The 20,644-nt window shown below is 59.6% G+C and carries 25 protein-coding genes; 10 read left to right on the top strand and 15 right to left on the bottom strand.

Features of this window, described 5'->3' with window-relative positions; genetic code table 11:
- Complete coding sequence (gene grxD, locus A6U86_RS06075; RefSeq protein ID WP_068387268.1) at nucleotides 1-336, bottom strand: Grx4 family monothiol glutaredoxin; 336 nt, start codon at nucleotides 334-336, stop codon at nucleotides 1-3.
- Between the two features lie 381 nt (nucleotides 337-717).
- Here grxD and A6U86_RS06070 point away from each other — a divergent pair, with 381 nt between their 5' ends.
- Both A6U86_RS06070 and A6U86_RS06065 read left to right on the top strand, forming a co-directional pair.
- Nucleotides 718-1,020, top strand: coding sequence for a hypothetical protein (locus tag A6U86_RS06070; RefSeq protein ID WP_068387265.1), 303 nt, complete (start codon nucleotides 718-720; stop codon nucleotides 1,018-1,020).
- Between the two features lie 236 nt (nucleotides 1,021-1,256).
- On the top strand, nucleotides 1,257-2,456 hold the full coding sequence (locus A6U86_RS06065) for a hypothetical protein (RefSeq protein WP_068387263.1): 1,200 nt from the start codon (nucleotides 1,257-1,259) through the stop codon (nucleotides 2,454-2,456).
- Here A6U86_RS06065 and A6U86_RS06060 read toward each other — a convergent pair.
- From A6U86_RS06060 to A6U86_RS06045, 4 genes are all read right to left on the bottom strand, one after another.
- On the bottom strand, nucleotides 2,442-2,675 hold the full coding sequence (locus tag A6U86_RS06060) for a BolA family protein (protein WP_004108912.1): 234 nt from the start codon (nucleotides 2,673-2,675) through the stop codon (nucleotides 2,442-2,444). The genes A6U86_RS06065 and A6U86_RS06060 overlap by 15 nt on opposite strands.
- Before the next feature lie 17 nt (nucleotides 2,676-2,692).
- Nucleotides 2,693-4,924: a phosphoribosylformylglycinamidine synthase subunit PurL gene (gene purL, locus A6U86_RS06055; protein WP_068387260.1), complete on the bottom strand. Its 2,232-nt coding sequence runs from the start codon at nucleotides 4,922-4,924 to the stop codon at nucleotides 2,693-2,695.
- A gap of 171 nt (nucleotides 4,925-5,095) precedes the next feature.
- Nucleotides 5,096-5,599, bottom strand: coding sequence for an acyloxyacyl hydrolase (locus A6U86_RS06050; protein ID WP_244509834.1), 504 nt, complete (start codon nucleotides 5,597-5,599; stop codon nucleotides 5,096-5,098).
- A 232-nt stretch (nucleotides 5,600-5,831) separates the two neighbouring features.
- Nucleotides 5,832-7,250, bottom strand: coding sequence for a PLP-dependent aminotransferase family protein (locus A6U86_RS06045; protein ID WP_068387255.1), 1,419 nt, complete (start codon nucleotides 7,248-7,250; stop codon nucleotides 5,832-5,834).
- Nucleotides 7,251-7,355: 105 nt separating this feature from the next.
- On the opposite strand from A6U86_RS06045, the gene A6U86_RS06040 reads away from it, so the two are divergent.
- The gene (locus A6U86_RS06040) at nucleotides 7,356-7,601 is read left to right on the top strand and encodes a DUF1127 domain-containing protein (protein ID WP_068387252.1); all 246 of its coding nucleotides are present in this window, start codon (nucleotides 7,356-7,358) and stop codon (nucleotides 7,599-7,601) included.
- Between the two features lie 41 nt (nucleotides 7,602-7,642).
- Here the strand turns inward: A6U86_RS06040 and A6U86_RS06035 are convergent, their stop codons facing one another.
- The 6 genes from A6U86_RS06035 to A6U86_RS06010 all read right to left on the bottom strand — a co-directional run bounded on the left by A6U86_RS06035 (nucleotide 7,643) and on the right by A6U86_RS06010 (nucleotide 11,402).
- Nucleotides 7,643-8,176, bottom strand: coding sequence for an AAA family ATPase (locus tag A6U86_RS06035; RefSeq protein WP_068387249.1), 534 nt, complete (start codon nucleotides 8,174-8,176; stop codon nucleotides 7,643-7,645).
- A gap of 73 nt (nucleotides 8,177-8,249) precedes the next feature.
- Nucleotides 8,250-8,657, bottom strand: a complete 408-nt coding sequence (locus A6U86_RS06030) for a hypothetical protein (protein WP_068387246.1) — start codon at nucleotides 8,655-8,657, stop codon at nucleotides 8,250-8,252.
- Nucleotides 8,658-8,784: 127 nt separating this feature from the next.
- Complete coding sequence (purQ, locus tag A6U86_RS06025) at nucleotides 8,785-9,456, bottom strand: phosphoribosylformylglycinamidine synthase subunit PurQ (RefSeq protein WP_068387243.1); 672 nt, start codon at nucleotides 9,454-9,456, stop codon at nucleotides 8,785-8,787.
- 103 nt (nucleotides 9,457-9,559) lie between these two features.
- On the bottom strand, nucleotides 9,560-9,802 hold the full coding sequence (gene purS, locus A6U86_RS06020; RefSeq protein WP_068387239.1) for a phosphoribosylformylglycinamidine synthase subunit PurS: 243 nt from the start codon (nucleotides 9,800-9,802) through the stop codon (nucleotides 9,560-9,562).
- A gap of 17 nt (nucleotides 9,803-9,819) precedes the next feature.
- Nucleotides 9,820-10,584 (bottom strand): phosphoribosylaminoimidazolesuccinocarboxamide synthase, encoded by a 765-nt coding sequence (gene purC / locus A6U86_RS06015; RefSeq protein WP_068387236.1) that lies wholly within the window; start codon nucleotides 10,582-10,584, stop codon nucleotides 9,820-9,822.
- Between the two features lie 263 nt (nucleotides 10,585-10,847).
- Entirely contained in the window at nucleotides 10,848-11,402 is a 555-nt protein-coding gene (locus A6U86_RS06010) for an alpha/beta hydrolase (RefSeq protein ID WP_068387233.1), read from the bottom strand.
- 166 nt (nucleotides 11,403-11,568) lie between these two features.
- Between A6U86_RS06010 and A6U86_RS06005 the strand changes: the two genes are divergently transcribed.
- Both A6U86_RS06005 and A6U86_RS06000 read left to right on the top strand, forming a co-directional pair.
- Entirely contained in the window at nucleotides 11,569-12,369 is an 801-nt protein-coding gene (locus A6U86_RS06005) for a DUF2189 domain-containing protein (RefSeq protein WP_068387230.1), read from the top strand.
- A gap of 87 nt (nucleotides 12,370-12,456) precedes the next feature.
- On the top strand, nucleotides 12,457-12,957 hold the full coding sequence (locus A6U86_RS06000) for a low affinity iron permease family protein (protein WP_068387982.1): 501 nt from the start codon (nucleotides 12,457-12,459) through the stop codon (nucleotides 12,955-12,957).
- Here the strand turns inward: A6U86_RS06000 and purB are convergent.
- The 4 genes from purB to A6U86_RS05980 form a co-directional block, all read right to left on the bottom strand.
- Nucleotides 12,954-14,255, bottom strand: a complete 1,302-nt coding sequence (gene purB, locus A6U86_RS05995) for an adenylosuccinate lyase (protein WP_068387227.1) — start codon at nucleotides 14,253-14,255, stop codon at nucleotides 12,954-12,956. The genes A6U86_RS06000 and purB overlap by 4 nt on opposite strands.
- A 98-nt stretch (nucleotides 14,256-14,353) precedes the next feature.
- Nucleotides 14,354-14,767 carry a hypothetical protein gene (locus A6U86_RS05990; RefSeq protein WP_244509833.1) on the bottom strand — a complete coding sequence of 138 codons (414 nt, stop codon included), beginning with the start codon at nucleotides 14,765-14,767 and terminating at the stop codon, nucleotides 14,354-14,356.
- A gap of 94 nt (nucleotides 14,768-14,861) precedes the next feature.
- Nucleotides 14,862-15,548: a ribulose-phosphate 3-epimerase gene (gene rpe / locus A6U86_RS05985; protein WP_068387977.1), complete on the bottom strand. Its 687-nt coding sequence runs from the start codon at nucleotides 15,546-15,548 to the stop codon at nucleotides 14,862-14,864.
- A gap of 81 nt (nucleotides 15,549-15,629) precedes the next feature.
- Nucleotides 15,630-16,712, bottom strand: a complete 1,083-nt coding sequence (locus A6U86_RS05980; RefSeq protein WP_068387223.1) for a branched-chain amino acid ABC transporter substrate-binding protein — start codon at nucleotides 16,710-16,712, stop codon at nucleotides 15,630-15,632.
- Between the two features lie 167 nt (nucleotides 16,713-16,879).
- Here A6U86_RS05980 and A6U86_RS05975 point away from each other — a divergent pair, with 167 nt between their 5' ends.
- From A6U86_RS05975 to A6U86_RS05955, 5 genes are read left to right on the top strand one after another with little or no spacing between them, the layout of a single operon-like run.
- Entirely contained in the window at nucleotides 16,880-17,374 is a 495-nt protein-coding gene (locus A6U86_RS05975) for a flavin reductase (protein ID WP_068387975.1), read from the top strand.
- A gap of 19 nt (nucleotides 17,375-17,393) precedes the next feature.
- Nucleotides 17,394-18,326 carry a MoxR family ATPase gene (locus tag A6U86_RS05970; RefSeq protein WP_068387220.1) on the top strand — a complete coding sequence of 311 codons (933 nt, stop codon included), beginning with the start codon at nucleotides 17,394-17,396 and terminating at the stop codon, nucleotides 18,324-18,326.
- A gap of 3 nt (nucleotides 18,327-18,329) precedes the next feature.
- Nucleotides 18,330-19,577 (top strand): VWA domain-containing protein, encoded by a 1,248-nt coding sequence (locus A6U86_RS05965; protein ID WP_068387217.1) that lies wholly within the window; start codon nucleotides 18,330-18,332, stop codon nucleotides 19,575-19,577.
- A gap of 7 nt (nucleotides 19,578-19,584) precedes the next feature.
- On the top strand, nucleotides 19,585-19,914 hold the full coding sequence (locus A6U86_RS05960; protein WP_068387214.1) for an XdhC family protein: 330 nt from the start codon (nucleotides 19,585-19,587) through the stop codon (nucleotides 19,912-19,914).
- Entirely contained in the window at nucleotides 19,914-20,621 is a 708-nt protein-coding gene (locus tag A6U86_RS05955; RefSeq protein ID WP_068387211.1) for an XdhC family protein, read from the top strand. The genes A6U86_RS05960 and A6U86_RS05955 overlap by 1 nt, the downstream gene beginning before the upstream one ends.
- Nucleotides 20,622-20,644: the final 23 nt, after the last annotated feature.

Genomic DNA, 20,644 nt, shown 5'->3' with positions numbered 1-20,644 from the left:
TCAGGAGGCGGCGCGAACGCTGATGCCGCTTTCCTGGAAGTGCTGCTGCAACTCGCCCGCCTGGAACATTTCGCGCACGATATCACAGCCGCCGATGAATTCGCCCTTCACGTAAAGCTGGGGAATGGTCGGCCAGTTGGAATAGTCCTTGATGCCCTGACGGATCTCGGCGTCTGCGAGGACATTGATGCCCTTATAGTCGACGCCGATATAGTCGAGGATCTGGACCACCTGGCCCGAGAAACCACACTGCGGGAACTGGGGCGTGCCCTTCATGAAGAGAACAACGTCGTTATTCTTTACTTCATTTGCGATGAATTCGTTGATGCCGCTCATTGTCCAGTTCCTTTCACATGCGGGGTCAAGGCCCGCAGCGTTAAATCTGCTCCCATAAATAGCAAGCGACCGATTGGATTTCCAGACGCAAAACGTACCGTATGTCTTTTTCATCGCATGAATGAATTTTCGACGCGCGCGACCGGTGAGCCGCAGAATTTGTCGATTAGCCATTTTTCTTGAACAGTGCGTTTTGAAATCGCCTCTTCAACTCGAAGACTGAACAACACAAATAAATCGGAAGCAAGGGGCGATTAATATTAGGGTGCTATCTAATTTACAAACGGCCGGTATGTTTGTTAAAGTCGGTCGAATGGTGCGGTTTGGCGCGCATCGGTTCCTTGCTGAGCATTGCATTCGTATTTTGAGGGAGCGAACACCATGAGCCATCATCATTATTCCGAGGGCCAGGTTGGTGAAGAGCGTGAGTTTTACAGCTCTGAAGAGACGAGTGAGGGCGAGCGGGAATATTATGAGCATGTCCGCACGCCCAAAGCCTCGATATTGAACAGCACTGTTACCGTCAGTGCCATCGTTCTGATTCTCAGCATAGCATTTGGCTATCGCGCTTCGATCGCGCCGACACCGCAGCTGGCCACGCCTCCGATTGTCGAGAGGATTATGACGGCACCACCGGCGGATCCATGTGCGGAGACGTCGCCTTATCCCGGTCGCGAGTGCTGATCTGATTCGCTTTTTTGGCGTTCGAGGCGACGGATAATGCCGCTTCGTGTAGCAGGTAGGTGGGTGTTTCCCTGAAGTCCTCGTCAGTTTTCGGCGCGCATGACGATACTCTTTTGATTTTTCATGTTTTTCGAATGGCTTTGTGGAATATTGCCATGAAAAAGCCGATAGGCCGTGGTCTTCGCATTGCTCTGTGTATCTGACGCCGCAAGCCTGCCCCGGGGACTGACAACATTATGGACAATATTAGGAAAAGGGTAGTTCTCCACTTCCCTGGCTTCGAGCCATTGGATGCTGCTGCCCATCGGGCCCGCTACGAACGCTCGGCGAGGCAGGCCGGTGCCGTGTGGGACTTTTCCGTTAATATCGGCGAATTGAAGAATTTTGGCCGGGCGCCCTATTTCGATGTGAGCACGGCCGGTGCCGAGTGGCAGACGCAAAGCCGCGTTCACATTGTCGATCACGATGATCTTGTTAAGGCGCTGAATGGCAGGCCCTTTTTTACCCGGCTGGCGCAGGGTTATCTCGCAGCCGCAAGAGTTGCCTCGTCGGGAGGGATGACGGGCTATTTTCGCCATGCCTGGCGTTTTGGCCTGTTCTTCATCTTCCCGTTTCTGCTGATGCTCGTCGGGATGTTGCTCAGCCTTTCCATTGCATTCACACCGTTCATGTTCGGATTGCCGGCCTGGAGTCATATTGGCAGCATCGCGTTGGCGGTGGCCTTCTTCGTCTACATTTTCCTGCCGCAAACCGAAAAGCTGCATACGTTGCATCTCTTTTCCGATTGGGAGATGGCTGTCGCGATGGCCCGCCTGAACGGCATCGGCGGCGAGCAATGGCTCGAGGCATGCGCGATCAGCGTACGACAGGCGCTGGACGAGTCGGATGCCGATGAGATCGTCATTTCATCACACAGCATGGGATCGTCAGTGGCGACCCACGTAGTCGGTCTGCTGCTTGAGCGTGAACCTGAGCTTCTTCGCGGCAAGCGCGTGGTGTTTGTGACGCTGGGAAGCGCCATTCTGCAATGCGCCCTGATGCGGCCGGCAACGGTGCTGCGCTCACGCGTCGGCCTCATCGCGCACTGCAAGGATATCTTCTGGCTGGATGTACACTGTCTGACCGACGCGATCCATTTCTACAAGACGAAGGTCGTTGAGGTTTGCGGGCATCCGGATGCCGAACAGGCCTCGATCCTGTTCATACGCTTCAAGCAGATGCTGTCGGCAAAGCACTATGCCAAGATCAAGCGCGATTTCTTGCGGGTTCACCGGCAATATGTGCTGGGGCCGGACGTGCGCGCCTTCTTCGATTTTACCCTGATGACCTCGAGCCCGTTGCCGGGATCGCGCTTCGCGGAATTTTCTGTGAAAAACATGCCGGAGCTGACGGTCAACTCCGGCATTGAGGCGCAGGTCGTCTCAGTCGGGCGCTGACGTCTGCAGCGCCAGGGCGTGCAGGACGCCGCCCATATTGCCCTTCAGGGCATCATAGACCATCTGGTGTTGCTGGACGCGGCTCTTGCCGCGGAAAGCTTCCGCGACAACTTCAGCGGCGTAGTGATCACCATCCCCAGCCAGGTCACGAATGGTCACCTTGGCTCCGGGAATGCCGGCTTTGATCATGTCTTCAATATCGCCGGGGTTCATTGGCATGAGTGGTGTACCTCGATTTATTCAGCGGCAGCGAGAGCGCCGCCATCCATGAAGGCAGGAAACCACGATTCATGCGCATCGCGCAACTGCTCAACCGGCAGCGACAGCACGCCATCGATGACGAGTGCGTCACCGCCGATGGTGCCGAGGCGACGGAAGGGCACGCCGGCGCTTTCCGCATTGATGCAGACGAAATCGGCGACATCGGCCGGAACGGCGATGACGTAGCGCGCCTGATCCTCACCAAAAAGCGCTGCATGCGTCGGCGTTTTGCCTTCGCTCAGATCGATTTTCAGGCCCTTGCGGGATGCCATCGCCATTTCGGCAAGAGCCAATGCCAGTCCGCCCGATGAGATATCGTGGCAGGCCGTGACCTGGCCGTTGCGGATGGCGGAGCGGACGAAATCGCCGTTGCGGCGCTCGGCGAAGAGATCGACTTCCGGAGCCGGACCCTCGGTCGAGCCGAGAATATCGCGCAGGTAGATCGAGGAGCCTAGATGGCTGCCATCGAGGCCGATCATCAGGACACGGTCACCTTCAGAGGCAGATCCGATGCGGGCCATCGCCTTCCAGTCCGGCAGCAGGCCGACGCCTGCGATGGTCGGTGTCGGCAGGATGGCGACGCCATTGGTCTCGTTGTAGAGCGAGACATTGCCCGAGACGATCGGGAAATCCAGCGCCCGGCAGGCTTCGCCGATACCCTTGATGGCGCCGACGAGCTGGCCCATGATCTCGGGCTTCTCGGGATTGCCGAAATTGAGGTTGTCGGTTGCGGCCAGCGGCTCGGCGCCGGTTGCGGTGATGTTGCGCCAGCATTCGGCCACGGCCTGCTTGCCGCCTTCGAACGGATCGGCTTCAACGTAACGCGGTGTTACATCTGACGAGAATGCCAGTGCCTTGGTGGCATGGCCCTCGACGCGAACGACGCCGGCATCGCCGCCCGGCAGCTGCAGCGAATTGCCCTGGATCAGCGTATCATATTGTTCATAGACCCAGCGGCGGCTGGACTGGTTAGCGGAGCCGACCAACTTCAGGAGTGCCTGGCCGTAATCTTCCGGTGCAGCCACGAGATCGGCGGGCAAGGCAGCGCGCTTGTCGGCTTCTCGCCACGGACGGTCATATTCCGGAGCCTGATCGCCGAGGTCTTTGATCGGCAGGTTGGCAACTTCCTCGCCCTGATGGATGACGCGGAAGCGCAGGTCGTCCGTCGTCTTGCCGACGATGGCGAAATCGAGGCCCCACTTGACGAAGATCGCCTTGGCGACGGCTTCCTTTTCCGGCTGCAGCACCATGAGCATGCGCTCTTGGCTTTCCGACAGCATCATTTCATAGGCCGTCATCTGCTCTTCGCGCACCGGCACCTTGTCAAGCTCAAGCTCGATGCCGAGATCGCCCTTGGCGCCCATTTCGACGGCAGAGCAGGTGAGGCCGGCCGCACCCATGTCCTGGATGGCGATGACGGCGCCCGTCTGCATCAGTTCTAGGCAGGCTTCCAGCAGGCACTTTTCGGTGAAGGGGTCGCCGACCTGAACGGTCGGGCGCTTCTCTTCGATCGATTCGTCGAATTCGGCCGACGCCATGGTCGCGCCGCCGACGCCGTCACGGCCGGTCTTGGCGCCGAGATAGACGACGGGCAGGCCGACGCCCTTGGCTTCCGACAGGAAGATGGCATTGGACTTGGCAAGGCCGGCGGCAAAGGCGTTGACCAGGATATTGCCATTGTAGCGCGCATCGAACTCGACTTCGCCGCCGACTGTCGGCACGCCGAAGGAGTTGCCATAGCCGCCGACGCCGGCGACGACGCCGGAGACGAGGTGGCGGGTCTTTGGATGGTCCGGCTCGCCGAAGCGCAGCGCGTTCATCGCGGCAACCGGGCGGGCACCCATGGTGAAGACGTCACGCAAGATGCCACCGACGCCTGTGGCAGCGCCCTGATACGGCTCGATGTAGGATGGGTGATTGTGGCTTTCCATCTTGAAAACGACGCAGTCGCCATCATCGATGTCGACTACGCCGGCGTTCTCGCCAGGTCCCTGGATGACGCGCGGTCCCTTCGTTGGCAGGGTGCGCAGCCACTTCTTCGATGATTTGTACGAGCAGTGCTCGTTCCACATCGCGGAAAAGATACCGAGTTCGGTAAAGGAAGGCTCGCGGCCGATCAGATCCAGAATGCGCTGATATTCATCCGGCTTCAGGCCGTGGGAGGCAATCAGTTCGGGGGTGATCTGGATCGAATTGGAAATGGTCATGGGCGCTCGAGGGTCCTTGCCTGGAAAGGGTTTGAAGGCCGGTCAGGGGATCGAGGTCTCTTTAGCGCAAGTCAACCTGTCGTGCGACAGGAAAATCACCGGCGTTCACAACACGCCGGCATTGATAACAAGCTAGCAGCGATATGGCCATTTGCGGCCACGCTCCGCCGATCAGAATTTGTAGCCGACCAGAAGGCCGACACGCGTCATGCCGCCGTTCGGACCATCGCAAAGGTTCGCATGCGAAGAATGCGCAATTTGCGCCATCATGTTCCAATGGCTGTCGAAATTGTAACCGATGCCGGCATATTCATGGAAAAGCAGGCGACAGCCGAGCATCGGCCCATGTTCGGTCCAATCATTGAGATTGCCCGAATGCACCGTTCCGCCAAAGCCGGCTTCGGTGAAGATGCCGTTGCTGTGGGTCAGCGTCCAGGAAAGGCCGGCATAGACCTGCGTCGCAGATCCGGCTGTGCCGATCGAGGTTCCCAGGTGGATACGCGGATGGGCCAGCTGATCTTTCCAATTGGCGGCCGGATTGTAACCGAACGGATTGAACAGCACCTGGACGTCCGGGAACACGCCGTTTTCGTGGTCGTATCCGCTCTGGATCGAGCCGCTTGCTCCGAAACGGAGTTCGTCGAAAATCTTCGGCGGGGCTGCCGGTGCAGCCATATCTGCCGCAATTGCGACGGACCCACCTGCGAAAAATATGGAACTGATTGCCAGAAAACTCGTAACTAAACGCTTGCTAAAATTGCATGCTGAAACGCTATCGATGGCCATGCACTCCCCCTGAATGGCGGGCGAATCTATAGTAACATTGATAGAATGGTAGTGTGCTAAGAGTCGAGATGGCGGAATCGGAATTTCACAAGTCGGCTGTCGATAAAGTGCCGAGGCTTGCTTAAATGTGACTATCGTAACCCGACGATCCGTTTTCCAGCAGCCGCCGCAATGTCATGAAGCCTGCAGCGACGTCTTCGCGCCGTTTCGGAGACGAGAAAGCGACCCGAACGCGGTGATAGACCTTCTCCATGCGCGCCGCCTTGAACTCGTCTTCATCGTCTATGAGGACGCCGTCGGCAATGGCGGCATTCTTGAAGGTGCCTGACAACCAGGGTTCAGGCAGCTTCAACCACAGGAACGGCAGATGCGGGTGGGAGTTGAACTCGAATCCCGCGAGCGCCTCCTGTGCAATTTGTTCACGCGCCCTGATTTCCTCGACCGATTTGCGGCGCAGATCCAGAGCATGACCGCCCAGTACCAGACGGGCGCAGGTTTCTGCCAGAATGAAGGGCAGGCCGCCGGTGGTCATCTTGTGCGTGACCTTGATGCGCTGCGCGAAATGCGGGGGGCAGGCGACCCAGCCGCCGCGCACGCCTGCTGTCACGGATTTCGCCAGGCTGCTGACGACGAAGGTGCGCTCGGGCGCGATGGCTGCCATCAACGGGTTCTGGTCGCCGGTCATGCCGCCGTAGAGATCGTCCTCGATCAGCCAGACGCTGTGCCGGCGCGCAATGGCGGCGATCGCGCGTCGGCGCGATTCCGGCATTGTCACCAGAGTGGGATTATGTGCTGTCGGCATGAGGAAGGCCAGGCGCGGATGCTGCTGCTGGCATAGCCGCTCGAAATCATCCGGAATCATGCCGTACTCGTCGGAATCGACCAATATGGAGCGGCGTCCGAGGAGGCGGGTGGCACGGCTGATCTGGGTATAGGTCAGGTTTTCGAAGACGATCTTGTCGCCGGGCGAGGTGACGGCCGAGATGACGGCAATGGCGCCGGCATGGGCGCCCAAGGTCGGCACGACGGTCTCGATGTCGGGCTTCCAGCCGTTGCGGGCAAGCCAGATCTGTCCCGCCTCAAACCAGCTCGTCGGAAAATTCCTGGAATAGGAGGAGATTTCCGACTGATGTTCGTTGCTGATATCGGCGAACAATTTGCCGATGATCTCCCCCTGGCCGATGTCGGGAGCCGCCGTCGTATCGAAACGTATCCGTGCATCTGGCGTATTGAGGCCGCGGGTGCCGGCAAGCGCCTGGGTGATCGGATCCACCTGTTCGATCTGCTTGCCGTTCGAACGCTCCAGCACATAGGTGCCGCGACCGACCTCGCCGGCGACGAGGCCACGCTCGTGCACAAGCGCATAGGCACGGCTCACCGTGCCGATGGTGACGCCGATATCGTAGGCAAGATTGCGTTGCGGCGGCAGCTTGGTGCCGGGCGGCAGAACGCCATGGGTGATCGCGTTCTCGATGCTGTCGGCAACGCGGATATAGACCGGTCCGTTGCCACTGGAAATGTCAGGGAGCCAATTTGTCATAATGACAATTTCCTAGATTGTCTTGATTGTAGAGTCAATACTAAGTGTCAATTGTATCGTTTGGCTCGGTACGCCACGAAATGTCACCATCAAGCGAGCATTTAAATGAGTACAATTGATACAATCCACCCAACTGAAGCCGAGAAGGCTTTCGCCCCGGTGCGGGACGCGGCGGCGGCGCAGCCAAGGTCGCGTGCCGCGCATAGGCTCTGGACATCCTTCTTGCTGTGGATGCAGAAACGCGAAAGCCGCCGGGTGCTACGGGACTTGACGAATGATGAGTTGAGCGATGTCGGGCTGACACGAAGCGAGGCCAGGACCGAGGTCAGCAAGTCGTTCTTCTGGGATTAAAGCAGGACGGTGCGCGACAGCCAAGGCGGCATGGGTGCCGTCTAGCTTAGCCCCAGAACGGAACGAACGAAGTCGGCGCGTTCCTCCACGCCGATTTTCGGCAGGATATGGACCTGATAGCCAAGCGCGGGATAATCGACCGTCAGCCGATCATACTCGGTGATGGCCTCGGAGACGTCATGTCTTCGCTCGCGGTCGCCGACATATATTTCCGGCCAGGGCGGCGTGAGGAAGACATGTCCATTGTAGCGATGTGACTGGCCGTAGGTGGTCAGGGCCGGTTCGCCGGTAAGCTTTTGGAGGGCCGACGCGGCGTCGATCAATCCCCTGTCGAAGAAGATAATGCCGGGAAGCTTCGCGGCTGCCTTGCGGTCGGCGAGTGATACATCGATTGCCCTGCGGACGAAGGCGGTGGCATCCACCCATGGCAATGCTGAGCCGCCGCTGTCCAGTTCCTGGGTGACAATACGCCGGCCGGGCTCCTCGATCACGTGGTGACCGCGACGCCTGAGCGCTTCCAGCAGCGTCGATTTACCGCCGCCCGAGCAACCTGAAAGAATGACAAATCTATCCATGACAATGGTCCCTAAAGTTGAGGGCACGTCATGCTTTGGCTGCAGTGTCGCGGAATGCGAGCGGGCTATTGGCCTAGGTGCAGTTCTTCGAACCCGCAGCCCAGCGATTGACGTCGCCGGTGATACGGCCGCCGGAGGCGCCGTTCAACATCGGACCGAAGGCCTGCAATTGGGCCGGATTGCCTTCCGCCTGGACAACCAGGGACGGACGGCCGGTCGGATGTTTCTTGTCGACCACGAGGATGCGCGGACGACCAGTGAAGGAATTGAGTTCCGGGGCTAGCTGATAACTGGCGAAAGTCGGGTCGGACGATTTGAACCAGCAGGCGCTGGCACTCAACATGACGCGCTCCATCGTCGACAGCGCGCTGTGATCGGTCGCGATGATGCTCGGCGGACGCGGGCCGCATGAGGTGACCAGAAGCCCAAGCATCGCGATGGCAGCGGCGGAGTAAAGTCCTGTCGGGAGGCGAGGGCGCATCAATCTCTTTCCAATAAGCGGTTAGGTCTGGCTTTGCCGAAGGAGCGGAACCGCTTTCTTGCCGACGCCCTGCTCTTTTGTGCAAAGACGTCGATTTTATGGTTTCCGCGCCAGGCCCGGGGATTTATCAGGCTGCGATCACGCCAAGTGCAGAGGCGAAGAGGCCACGGCCATCATTGCCGCCATGTGCAGCCTCGATCAGGTTTTCCGGATGCGGCATCATGCCGAGGACATTGCCCTTGGCGTTGATGACGCCGGCAATGTCATTGACGGAGCCGTTCGGATTGGTTCCCTCCGCATAACGGAAGACCACCTGGCCATCGCCTTCGATAGTCTTCAGCGTCTCGGGATCGACGAAATAATTGCCGTCGTGATGCGCGACCGGGCTGCGGATGACCTGGCCCTTGGCATAGGCGCTGGTGAATTCCGTCTCGGCATTGACGACTTCGAGCTTCACTTCGCGGCAGACAAATTTCAGCGAGGCGTTGCGCATCAGCGCACCCGGCAGCATCCCGGCTTCGACCAGGATCTGGAAACCGTTGCAGACGCCGAGAACCTTGACGCCCTTGTCGGCCTTGTCCTTGATCGCCTGCATGATCGGCATGCGGGCGGCGATAGCGCCGCAACGCAGGTAATCGCCATAGGAAAAGCCGCCGGGAATGACGATCAGGTCGACATCCGGAATCTCGGTCTCGGTCTGCCACACGGTCACCGGCGCATGGCCGGAAATCTTGGTCAGCGCCGCGATCATGTCGCGATCACGGTTGAGGCCGGGGAGTTGGACGACTGCTGATTTCATGATGCTGTTCCCGCAATAGGCTAGGGGTAATCGCTGGAATGTGCTTCTTGAGCCATACCTCATTGCTTCCGGCAAAGAAAGAATGGCTCGCGAAGGAGGACAATCAGTCGATCGAAATGCTGAAGTTCTCGATGACCGTGTTGGCGAGGAGCTTTTCGCACATGGCTTTCAGCTCCGCCTCGGCCTTGCTCTTGTCGGTGCCTTCAAGCTCGAGGTCGAAAACCTTGCCCTGGCGGACCTGATGAACGCCGTCAAAGCCAAGCGCGCCGAGCGCGCCTTCGATTGCCTTGCCCTGCGGATCGAGAACGCCGTTCTTCAGCGTGACGGTTACACGAGCCTTGATCACGATTGTCCTTCCTGAACTTACTTGACGAGAACCGGTCCCGTGCCGCGCACGGGTTCGTTTTCATTTATGATGCCGAGGCGGCGGGCCACTTCGGAATAGGCTTCCAGCAGGCCACCCATATCGCGGCGGAAACGGTCCTTGTCCATCTTCTCGCGGGTCTCGACATCCCAGAGACGGCAGGAGTCGGGCGAGATTTCATCGGCAAGGATGATGCGCATCATGTCGCCTTCGAACAGGCGGCCGCATTCGATCTTGAAATCGACGAGCTGGATGCCGACGCCGAGGAAGAGGCCGGTCATGAAGTCGTTGACGCGGATGGCAAGCGCCATGATGTCATCGAGCTCGGCAGGATTTGCCCAGCCGAACGCAGTGATATGCTCCTCGGAAACCATAGGGTCTTCGAGCGCGTCGGACTTGTAATAGAATTCGATGATCGAGCGCGGCAGCACCACGCCTTCCTCGATGCCGAGGCGCTTGGAGAGCGAGCCGGCGGCAACATTGCGCACGACGATCTCGAGCGGAATCATCTCCACTTCCTTGATCAACTGCTCGCGCATGTTGAGGCGACGGATGAAATGCGTGGGAATGCCGATCTTGTTCAGATGGCTGAAGATATATTCGCAGATGCGATTGTTCAGAACACCCTTACCATCGATAACTTCGTGCTTCTTCTTGTTGAAGGCGGTGGCATCGTCCTTGAAGAACTGGATCAGCGTGCCCGGCTCAGGTCCCTCGTAAAGGATCTTGGCCTTGCCCTCGTAGATACGGCGGCGACGGTTCATTGGTATTGTTCTCTGTCTTTGGCGCTCACGGGATAGCGCAAGTGGATCGTATGTGGGCGTCCCCATAACGGATAAGAAGCGAATTCACAATCCGCCAACGCCTCCTTACTCGGAATTCCGGCCATGGCGGGGTGCCAAAGCAAGAATCGGGATCCGGTCATCACCTGTTTTACAGGCTTTTATCTAACGATGGAATGAAGGTGGCCGGTACTTCACAGGCTAGTGAGCCGGTCTGCATCCATCGAACGTCCGTTTCAGCTATATCACGGCTTCAACTGGCTGAGGAACTTGGCAAAGACCATCGTTCCCTCGGGCCACGGCCCGTGGCCGGATTCGCTGTTGATATGGCCGGACTCGCCGGCATCGATCAGCAGAGAGCCCCAGCTGTTGGCGATGTCATCGGCGTGCTCGTAGCTGCCGAAGGGGTCGTTGCGGCTTGCAATCGTCATCGAAGGAAACGGCAGTGGTTCGCGCGGGTAGGGGCCGAACGTCATCAGGTGTTTCGGGCGGATGTCGGGATTGGCGACATCGGGCGGCGCGACCAGGAAGGCGCCGGCGACTTTGTTGCGGAAATGCGGGATCGCATGGATCACGGAGGGCACGCCAAGCGAATGCGCCACGAGCACGACCGGCTTGTCGCAAGCATTCACCTCTTCGGCAATGCGGGCGATCCAATCATCGCGAACGGGCTTCGACCATTCGGCCTGTTCCACGCGCCGCGCCGTCGAGAGCTTCTGCTCCCAGCGCGTCTGCCAGTGATCCGGGCCGGAATTGGTGTAACCGGGGACTATGAGGATATCTGCGTCGGAGACTTTCATGATGCGCCGATGTGGAAAGTGTGAACCCAACTGTCAAGGGAAAAAGGCGACAATTGCGGCAAAATTTGTTAGGCTGGCCTTTGCCGGTAGCGAATGACGATGTCGGCGCCTGTTTTGCCGCCATTTGCACCGCTAGCCGAGCACCACGGTTGAGGAGGAGAGCATTATGACGGCATTTCACGTCATGGCTGGAGCGGACCATAGCTTTACGCGCCCCGCCATCCGCAAGATCGGAATCGCCGATCTCGTCGACGCCCTTAAAATGGGGCTGGACGATTTCAGCGAGAAACCTTCGCACTACGTTTTCCTGTGTCTGATGTATCCGATTGCCGGCATTGCGCTGGCGATCTGGAGCACTGACCGGAATCTGTTGCCGCTGCTGTTTCCGCTGATGTCCGGCTTTGCCTTGCTCGGCCCGATGGCGGCGATCGGTCTCTATGAGATCAGTCGGCGGCGCGAGAAGGGACTGGATACGTCCTGGAGCCATGCCTTCGACGTGCGCTTTTCTCCGGCACTGCCGTCGATCATCGTTGCCGGCCTCATGTTGCTCGGCCTGTTCATCGTCTGGCTCTTTGTGGCGCAGAATATCTATTTCCTCTATTTCGGGGATGGCGTAGCGCCTACGCTTTCTTCGTTCGCCTCCAGTGTCCTGACCACGCCGGAAGGGATGGCCATGATGCTTTGGGGCGACGCGATTGGCTTCGTCTTCGCACTCGTCGCGCTGGCGACTACGATCGTTACCTTTCCATTGCTGCTGGACCGCGACGTCGGTGTCGTCGCCGCGATCGATGCGAGCATCCGGGCGACGCTGACCAATCCCGTTCCGGTGGCTGTCTGGGGGCTGATCGTTGCGGCGCTTCTTGTCCTCGGCACCATCCCGATTTTTGCGGGCCTGGCCGTCGTCATGCCGATACTTGGCCATGCATCCTGGCATCTCTACCGCAAGCTGGTGGTGGCCCAGGACTAGACGCCGGCGTTTTCAGCGGCTCCTGGAAATCGTTGGAACCGCAACAGCGTTGCCACGTTGATCCGCATCATCAAGGAGATGCGGATCATGGCTTGGCTTACGCACATCTTCACTCGTTTTGCGATCACGGTCTCGGAATGGACGGGCAAGCCGGCCATATTCGTGCTGGCCTTGTTCTCCGTCATTCTCTGGGGCGCCACCGGGCCGATCTTCGCCTATTCCGATACCTGGCAGCTTGTCATCAATACCAGCACGACGATCGTCACCTTCCTGATGGTGTTTCTGCTGCAAAACGCCCAGACGCGTGACACGCGGGCAATCCAGGCCAAACTCAACGAGCTGATCCTGACGAGCGCGGCCGAAAACCGCTTTGTCGGCATCGAAAATCTCGACGACGAAGACCTCAAGCATCTGGACCGGCTGGTCGAGAAGGCAGCGAAGCGCCATCACGAGCGGCATGCGGGCGATGCGGGTGAAAGCGTCGAGCACAATCGCACGGTCGCCGCCAAATCTACCAACAAACGAAAAAGGCGGCGCACTAGCGGCACCGCCTCAACTCGCAATCAGAGCAATCCAGCCAAGTCTTAGCCGAAGACGCGCTTGAAGATCGTGTCGACATGCTTGGTGTGGTAGCCGAGGTCGAACTTTTCGCGAATGTCTTCTTCGGACAGTGCTGCGCGCACTTCCTGGTCGGCGAGCAATTCCTCGAGGAAGTCCTTGCCTTCTTCCCAGACCTTCATCGCATTGCGCTGGACGAGGCGATAGGAATCCTCGCGAGAAACCCCGGCTTGCGTCAATGCGAGCAGTACACGCTGTGAGTGAACAAGTCCGCGGAACTTGTTCATATTCTTCATCATATTGTCGGGATAGACGAGCAGCTTGTCGATAACGCCGGTCATGCGGGCAAGCGCGAAGTCGAGCGTCACGGTCGCGTCCGGACCGATCATGCGTTCGACGGACGAATGCGAGATATCGCGCTCGTGCCAAAGCGCAACGTTTTCCATCGCAGGGATGGCATAAGAGCGAACCATGCGCGCGAGGCCCGTCAGGTTTTCCGTCAAAACCGGATTGCGCTTATGCGGCATGGCCGAGGAGCCCTTCTGGCCAGGCGAGAAATATTCCTCGGCTTCGAGAACTTCGGTGCGCTGCAGGTGGCGGATTTCAGTCGAAAGACGCTCGATCGAGGAGGCGACAACGCCGAGGGTGGCGAAGAACATCGCGTGACGGTCGCGCGGGATGACCTGCGTGGAGACCGGTTCCGGCTTCAGGCCGAGTGCGGCGGCGACATGTTCCTCGACGCGGGGATCGATATTGGCGAAGGTGCCAACAGCGCCGGAGATCGCGCAGGTTGCGACTTCCTCGCGGGCGGCGATCAGACGCTGCTTGCAGCGCTCGAATTCGGCATAGGCCAGCGCCAGCTTGACGCCGAAGGTGGTGGGCTCGGCATGGATGCCATGCGAGCGGCCGATAGTGACGGTGTCCTTGTGCTCGAAGGCGCGGCGCTTCAGGGCTTCCAGCAGCTTGTCGATATCGGCGAGCAGCAGGTCGGTAGCCCGCACGAGCTGGACGTTGAAGCAGGTGTCGAGCACGTCCGACGAGGTCATGCCCTGGTGCACGAAGCGCGCGTCCGGGCCGACGATTTCCGCCAGATGCGTCAGGAAGGCGATGACGTCGTGCTTGGTGACGGCCTCGATCTCGTCGATGCGGTCGACATCGAAGGTCGCCTTGCCCCCCTTTTCCCAGATGGTGTCGGCGGCCGACTTCGGAATGACGCCGAGAGCGGCCAGCGCGTCACAGGCATGGGCCTCGATCTCGAACCAGATACGGAACTTGGTTTCGGGCGACCAGATGGCGACCATTTCCGGTCGGGAGTAGCGCGGGATCATGGGCTCAAAACCTTCTTGTCTGACGGAAAGGGAAAACTTGGCGCCCCCATAACAAAGACGGGCGGCAATCACAATGTTTGTCGCGCCGATCTTTCACCTCAACGCCTATGCCGCGCAAGATATGTGGCTGCAGCGACCAGGAAAAACAGGCCGAAGGGCAGAAACAGGGTCAGGCCGAGGACTGCGAACTGGTAGACGGCGCTGGCGCCGGTGAACAGGAACTGGAATATCCAGATAAGCGAGCCGAACGGAGCGTGCCAGCGCGCGTAGAACCAGCGATAGTCCATGGCGAAGAGGAAAGCCGTCGCGGCTACGGTGCCGACTGATAATACGAGAAAGAATGCGGCGAAACGTACGCTGGGCGGCCGGTGCTTGGTGAAATGCCCGGTAAGCGGCACCATGACGAGCCAGGAGAGGGTGCCACCGAAAAAATAGACGAGCGTGAGGGCGGTCAGGTGGCTCGTCAGAAGGCCATTGCGCAGATACAGCGCCGCCAGCGCTGAAATCGCCATTGCCGAACCCCAACAAGCTGCACCACCCAAAAGTCCAAGGCAATAGGAGGCGGCGGTCCGCGTCCGGTCCGCCGCCTTGATGGTGCTGGTCGGATTAGTTCGATCCAACGCGACCTCGTTCGGCCGCGGCCCTGAGATCGCCGATCGTCTGCTTGTAGGCCTCGACCGATTCGCCCTTGAAGATTGCGGAGCCCGCAACAAGGACATTGGCGCCGGAGGCGATGATGAGTTCGGCTGTATCGGTGGAAACGCCGCCATCGACCTCCAGCTCGATTGGCCGGTCACCGATCAGAGACCTGGCATTGCGGATCTTGTCGGCCATTGCCGGAATGAATTTCTGGCCACCAAAGCCTGGATTGACCGACATGATCAGGATCAGGTCGATATCGTCGAGCACGTTTTCCAGGATCGAGAGCGGCGTGGCCGGATTGAGGGTGACGCCGACCTTCTTGCCGAGGTGCCGGATCGTCTGCAGCGAACGGTGCAGGTGGACGCCGGCTTCGGCATGCACGGTAATGCGGTCGCAGCCGGCCTTGGCGAAGGCTTCGAGATAGGGATCGGCGGGCGTGATCATCAGATGGCAGTCGAAGGTGGCGGTCGTGTAGGGACGCAGCGCCTTGATCACATCTGGGCCGAAGGAAATGTTCGGCACGAAATGCCCATCCATGACATCGAGATGGATCCAGTCGGCTCCGGCTTCGGTCACATCTTTCACTTCCTGGCCGAGCTTGGCAAAATCGGCGGCAAGAATGGAAGGGGCAATGCGGATCGGCAAGGTCATGGGAAAGCTGAGCTCCATCTGATTTTTTCAGCTTGGATTAGCACCGCTTCGGCGGGCAAACAACAGCCCGGGCGGATCGCCTCAATTCGATGGTGTGGTTACCGGCACGAAAGCATTGCTGCGCCACTCCAGCAGCCGATAGGCATTTTCGGTCAGTTCATGGCTCTGACCGAAGGTGATGGGGCCGATGGCCGTCTGGAACGCCGTGCCGATGAGCTTGTCGGTTATCGCCTTGTTTTCCGCTTTGGCGCTTTCGGCTGCCTGATTGGCGATCTGGACTGCCGCGGCCGACGGCAGGATATAGCCGTCCGGTTCGATGCCGCCGGCGCGCATGGCCTGCACAGTCGGCTGCGCTTCGGGCAGGCTGGTGTAGTCGGGCAATGCGATGGCCTGTACACCCTCCTGCAGTGGTACCGGTTGATCGGCGGCGCGCATGGCATCGCCGCCCATGATCGCAAGCGGAATATTCTCGCTCTTGGCGTCGCGGGCAATGACAGCCACATCGCTGCGGTCACCACCGATGAAGACGCGTGTGGCGCCAGCTTTCTTCAGGCGGCGCACGAGGGCGATCTGCTGATCCTGACCGGGGCGGTAGGTATCGGTGAAGACGGGCTTCAAGCCCTTTTCTTCAAGCGCAGTGCGGATCGCGCCCACCAGTTCGCGACCATGGATCGTGCCGTCGTCGATCAGGGCCAACGGGTCGGCTGCCCAGTTTTTCAGGATCGTGTCGATGGCCATTGCAGCTTCGGCGGTGTCTACCGGCGCCAGGCGAAAGAGCGGCCAGCCGTTCTTCACGGCATCTTCCATCAGGATGCGCGAACGCACGGAGACGGTAATGGCTGGAATGCCGGCATCCTTGAGCCGGGGCAATGCGCCTTCCAGCGTCTCGGTGCAGAGAAAACCGATGGCTACCTGCACCTTGGCGGCGATCATTGCCTCGGCTGCAGCCCGCCCGCCATCTTCCGTGCAGGGTTCGTCGACGACCGTCGCCGTGTCCTTCTGCGCCTGGATCTCGAAATTGGCGCCGGCGATAATCTCGGCTCCAAGCGTGGCGAAATTGCCGTCCTGCGGCGCCACGACACCGATATGAACATCTGCGGCGTAGCTGCTGCCGGCCGCGGAAAGCAGCACAAACAGAAGCGGAAGGCGACGCAGAACGTTCATCGATTGCTTATCCCGGACAATTTTCTGCTCTATTTATCCGTCTGAAGGAGATCGTCAAAGAAAAAGCAGCACAATCCCTCTGTTTTCAATAGAGCTATTGTAGAAAAGCTAACACCTGCCCGCCATATTGAACGAAGACGGGGTATCACAGGAAGATGGAGACGGTGGTGCTAGACAGGCAGCGTATGGATCCCGCGCTTTATCGCGATGCCATGAGCCGCTATGCGGGCCATGTGCAACTGGTGACGACGGCGCTCGGCGGTGAGCGGCGCGGCGTGACGATCACGGCAGCCTGCTCGGTATCGGACAGTCCAGCGACGGTTCTGATCTGCCTCAACAACAGCAACATCAAGAACGAGATCTTCTTCAACAGCGGAATCTTCGCACTGAATACGCTCGGTGCCGATCACCAGTCGCTGGCCGACGCCTTTTCCGGCAAGACGCAGATGACGACCGACGAGCGCTTTGCCGCCGGCAAATTCGAGACTCTGGCCACCGGCGCGCCTGTCCTTGCCGATGCGCTGGCCGCCTTCGATTGCCGCGTCATCGAGATCAAACAGGCTTCGACTCACAACATCATCTTCGGCGAGGTCATGGCCATACGCTATAGCGAGCCAAAGCCGGCATTGCTGTATATGAACCGAGGCTACCACGCGCTATAACTTCCGTGAGGGAGTTATCATGGCGGATCAAGAATCATCACCTTCGCTGCCGAGTTCGATCGAAGAGACGATAGCGCTGCTCGGCGCTCATGATTATCTGGCCGGGCGTGCCCTCGGCACGGTACTTTTTCTGGCTTTGAAGATGAAGCGGCCGCTCTTTCTCGAGGGCGAGGCCGGTGTCGGCAAGACGGAGATCGCCAAGGTCCTCTCCAAGGCGCTCGACCGGCCGCTGATCCGCCTCCAATGTTACGAAGGCCTGGATGTCTCATCGGCCGTCTATGAATGGAATTATCCGGCACAGATGCTGGAAATCCGCCTTGCGGAAGCCTCGGGTCTCACCGATCGCGAGCGCATCGAGGCAGATATCTTCTCCGAACGCTATCTGATCCGCCGGCCGGTGCTGCAGGCGCTGTCGGGCGTCGGCGGCCGGGCACCGGTATTTCTGATCGATGAGCTGGATCGCACCGATGAGGCTTTCGAAGCATTCCTTCTGGAGGTTCTGTCCGATTTCCAGGTGACGGTGCCGGAACTTGGCACCATCCGCGCGAGTGAACCGCCCATCGTCATCATCACCACGAACCGCACGCGCGAGGTACATGATGCGCTGAAGCGGCGCTGTCTCTACCATTGGGTCGATTATCCGCAGGCGGAGTATGAGCTCGAGATCATCCGCCGCAAGGTGCCCGATTGCAGCGAGGCCCTGTCGCGTCAGGTCGTTGCCTATGTGCAGAAGTTGCGCACGCTTGATCTCTACAAGAACCCGGGCGTTGCCGAGACGATCGACTGGGCGAATGCGCTGACACAACTCGATCGGCTGGCGCTTGATCCGGAGACCATTTCCGACACGCTCGGAACGCTGCTGAAATACCAGGACGATATCGCCCGCATTCAAGGCGGCGAAGGCAAGCGCATACTGGACGACGTGAAGTCCGAACTGATTGCGACGGGATAATTCATGGAGCCCGGCGCGCAAGAGGGTGTCGTCGCCACATCGTCACCGGCCGGTGATGGACGTCTCGCCGACAATATCGTCCTTTTCGGGCGTGCCCTGCGAAAGGCCGGCCTGAAGATCGGGCCTGGCGCCATTGTGGATGCTATCCAGGCCGTGGAAGCGATCAGTATCGGTTCACGCGAGGAGTTTCATGCCGCTCTCTGCTCGGTCTTCGTCAAGCGGCATGACGATCTGGCGATTTTCGACGAGGCGTTCCGGCTGTTCTGGAGCCCTCGGGATCTCCTCGCGAAGATGATCGCGATGATACCGCCTGAGGCGCTGGATCGCAGCGACGTCAAAAGGCCGAAGGCCGGTGAGACCCGCCTGGGCGATATCCTGTCGAATGAGCGCGAAGGCTTGCGCCCTCAGCGCGAGACGCCCGGCATAGACATCGACACCCGCTTCACGACGTCGGGCAGCGATATGCTACGCCGGCTGGATTTTGCGCAGATGTCAGCGGCTGAGATTGCCGTTGCCAAGAAGGAGCTTGCCAAGCTGCGGTTGCCGCTGGATCGCGTGCGTACGCGCCGCTTTGCATCCTCGCATAGACAGGGCAAGGTCGACCCGCGTGCAACGATGCGATCTGCCTTGCGCACCGGTGGAGCATTGATCCTTCCGCGCTTTCGGCAGCCGAGGTACATACAGCCGCCGCTGGTAGTGCTGGCGGATATTTCCGGTTCGATGAGCCAATATACGCGCATCTTCCTGCATTTCCTGCATGTGTTGACCGAACGGCGTCGGCGGGTACATACGTTTCTCTTCGGTACGCGGCTCTCCAACGTTACCAGAGCCATGCGCCACAAGGATCCCGATCAGGCGCTCAATGAGTGCGCCGCGGTGGTGCGCGATTGGTCTGGAGGGACGCGCATCGGCGAGACGCTGAGGGAATTCAACCGGCTTTGGGCGCGCCGGGTACTCGGGCAGGGCGCGATTGTGCTTTTGATCACCGATGGGCTGGAGCGTGAGGGCGTGGAACAGCTTGCCGAGGAGATGGATCGTCTGCATCGCTCCTGCCGGCGGCTCATCTGGCTCAATCCGCTCTTGCGCTTCGATGGTTTCGAGGCGCGCGCTCGCGGCGTAAAAGCCATGCTGCCGCATGTTGACGAATTCCGCCCGGTTCACAATCTAATATCTCTGGCCGATCTCGTATCTGCTCTCACCGCCGGGCGCGCTGATGCCTACGATCCGCGCCGGTTTCTCAATAGATCATGAGGCTCCGATGTCAGACATATCAGAAAGCCTGGATCCGCTTGCCATCGCGGAGGAATGGGCCTCGGCAGGCCGCAACGTGGCGATGGCGACGGTCATCGACACCTGGGGGTCGGCACCGCGTCCGGCGGGCAGCCACCTTGTGATCGACGGCGAAGGCAATTTTCACGGCTCGGTTTCGGGTGGTTGCGTGGAAGGCGCCGTCATCACAGAGGCGCTCGACGTGATCGCGACAGGCAAATCGCAAATGCTCGAATTTGGTGTCGCCGACGAGACTGCATGGCGCGTCGGTCTCTCCTGCGGCGGCCGAATCCGTATCTATGTGGAAAGGCTGGCCTGATGGATCGTCAGATATTGGCGCGGCTGAATGCTTTGCGGCATGCGCGGCAAGCAGCGATCCTCGTCACGGATCTGTCGGGCGGGTCGGACCAACTCATTGTCGAGGGAGACAGACTGGAAGGTGTAATGGCCGAGGCTGTGGCGTCGGCGTTTCGTTCTGGCAGATCGTCGGCGGTGGAAATCGAGGGGCGGGGCCTCTTCCTGAACGTCCATCTGCCGCCACCGCGCATCGTCGTCATCGGGGCCGTACACATCAGCCAGGTTCTGGCACGCATGGCAGCGCTTGCCGGCTTTGATGTCACCATCATTGATCCCCGCACGGCCTTTGCGACGCAGGAGCGCTTCGAGGGGATCGACCTGATTGCCGATTGGCCAACCATTGTGCTGAAGGAACGCCCTCTGGACAGTTATATGGCGCTGGCTGCCGTCACCCACGATCCGAAGATCGACGATGAACCGATTCTGGAGGCGCTGCGAACGGGTTGCTTTTATGTCGGCGCGCTCGGTAGCCGCAAAACCCATGCCGGCCGCCTGGAGCGACTGAAGCGGGAAGGCGTGGCCGACGCTGATCTCGCTCGCATCCATGCTCCTATTGGTCTTCCCATCGGTGCTGCAACCCCGGCGGAGATCGCCGTTGCCATTCTTGCCGAGATTATCGGCTCGCTTCGCGCACGCGATGTGTCGTTGCCCAAGGGTGCGCAACCATGATCGTTGACGCAATTTCAACGGCG

This window comes from Rhizobium sp. AC27/96, assembly GCF_001692325.1.
Taxonomy (GTDB): domain Bacteria; phylum Pseudomonadota; class Alphaproteobacteria; order Rhizobiales; family Rhizobiaceae; genus Rhizobium.
This window is presented reverse-complemented; position numbering and strand designations above follow the sequence as displayed.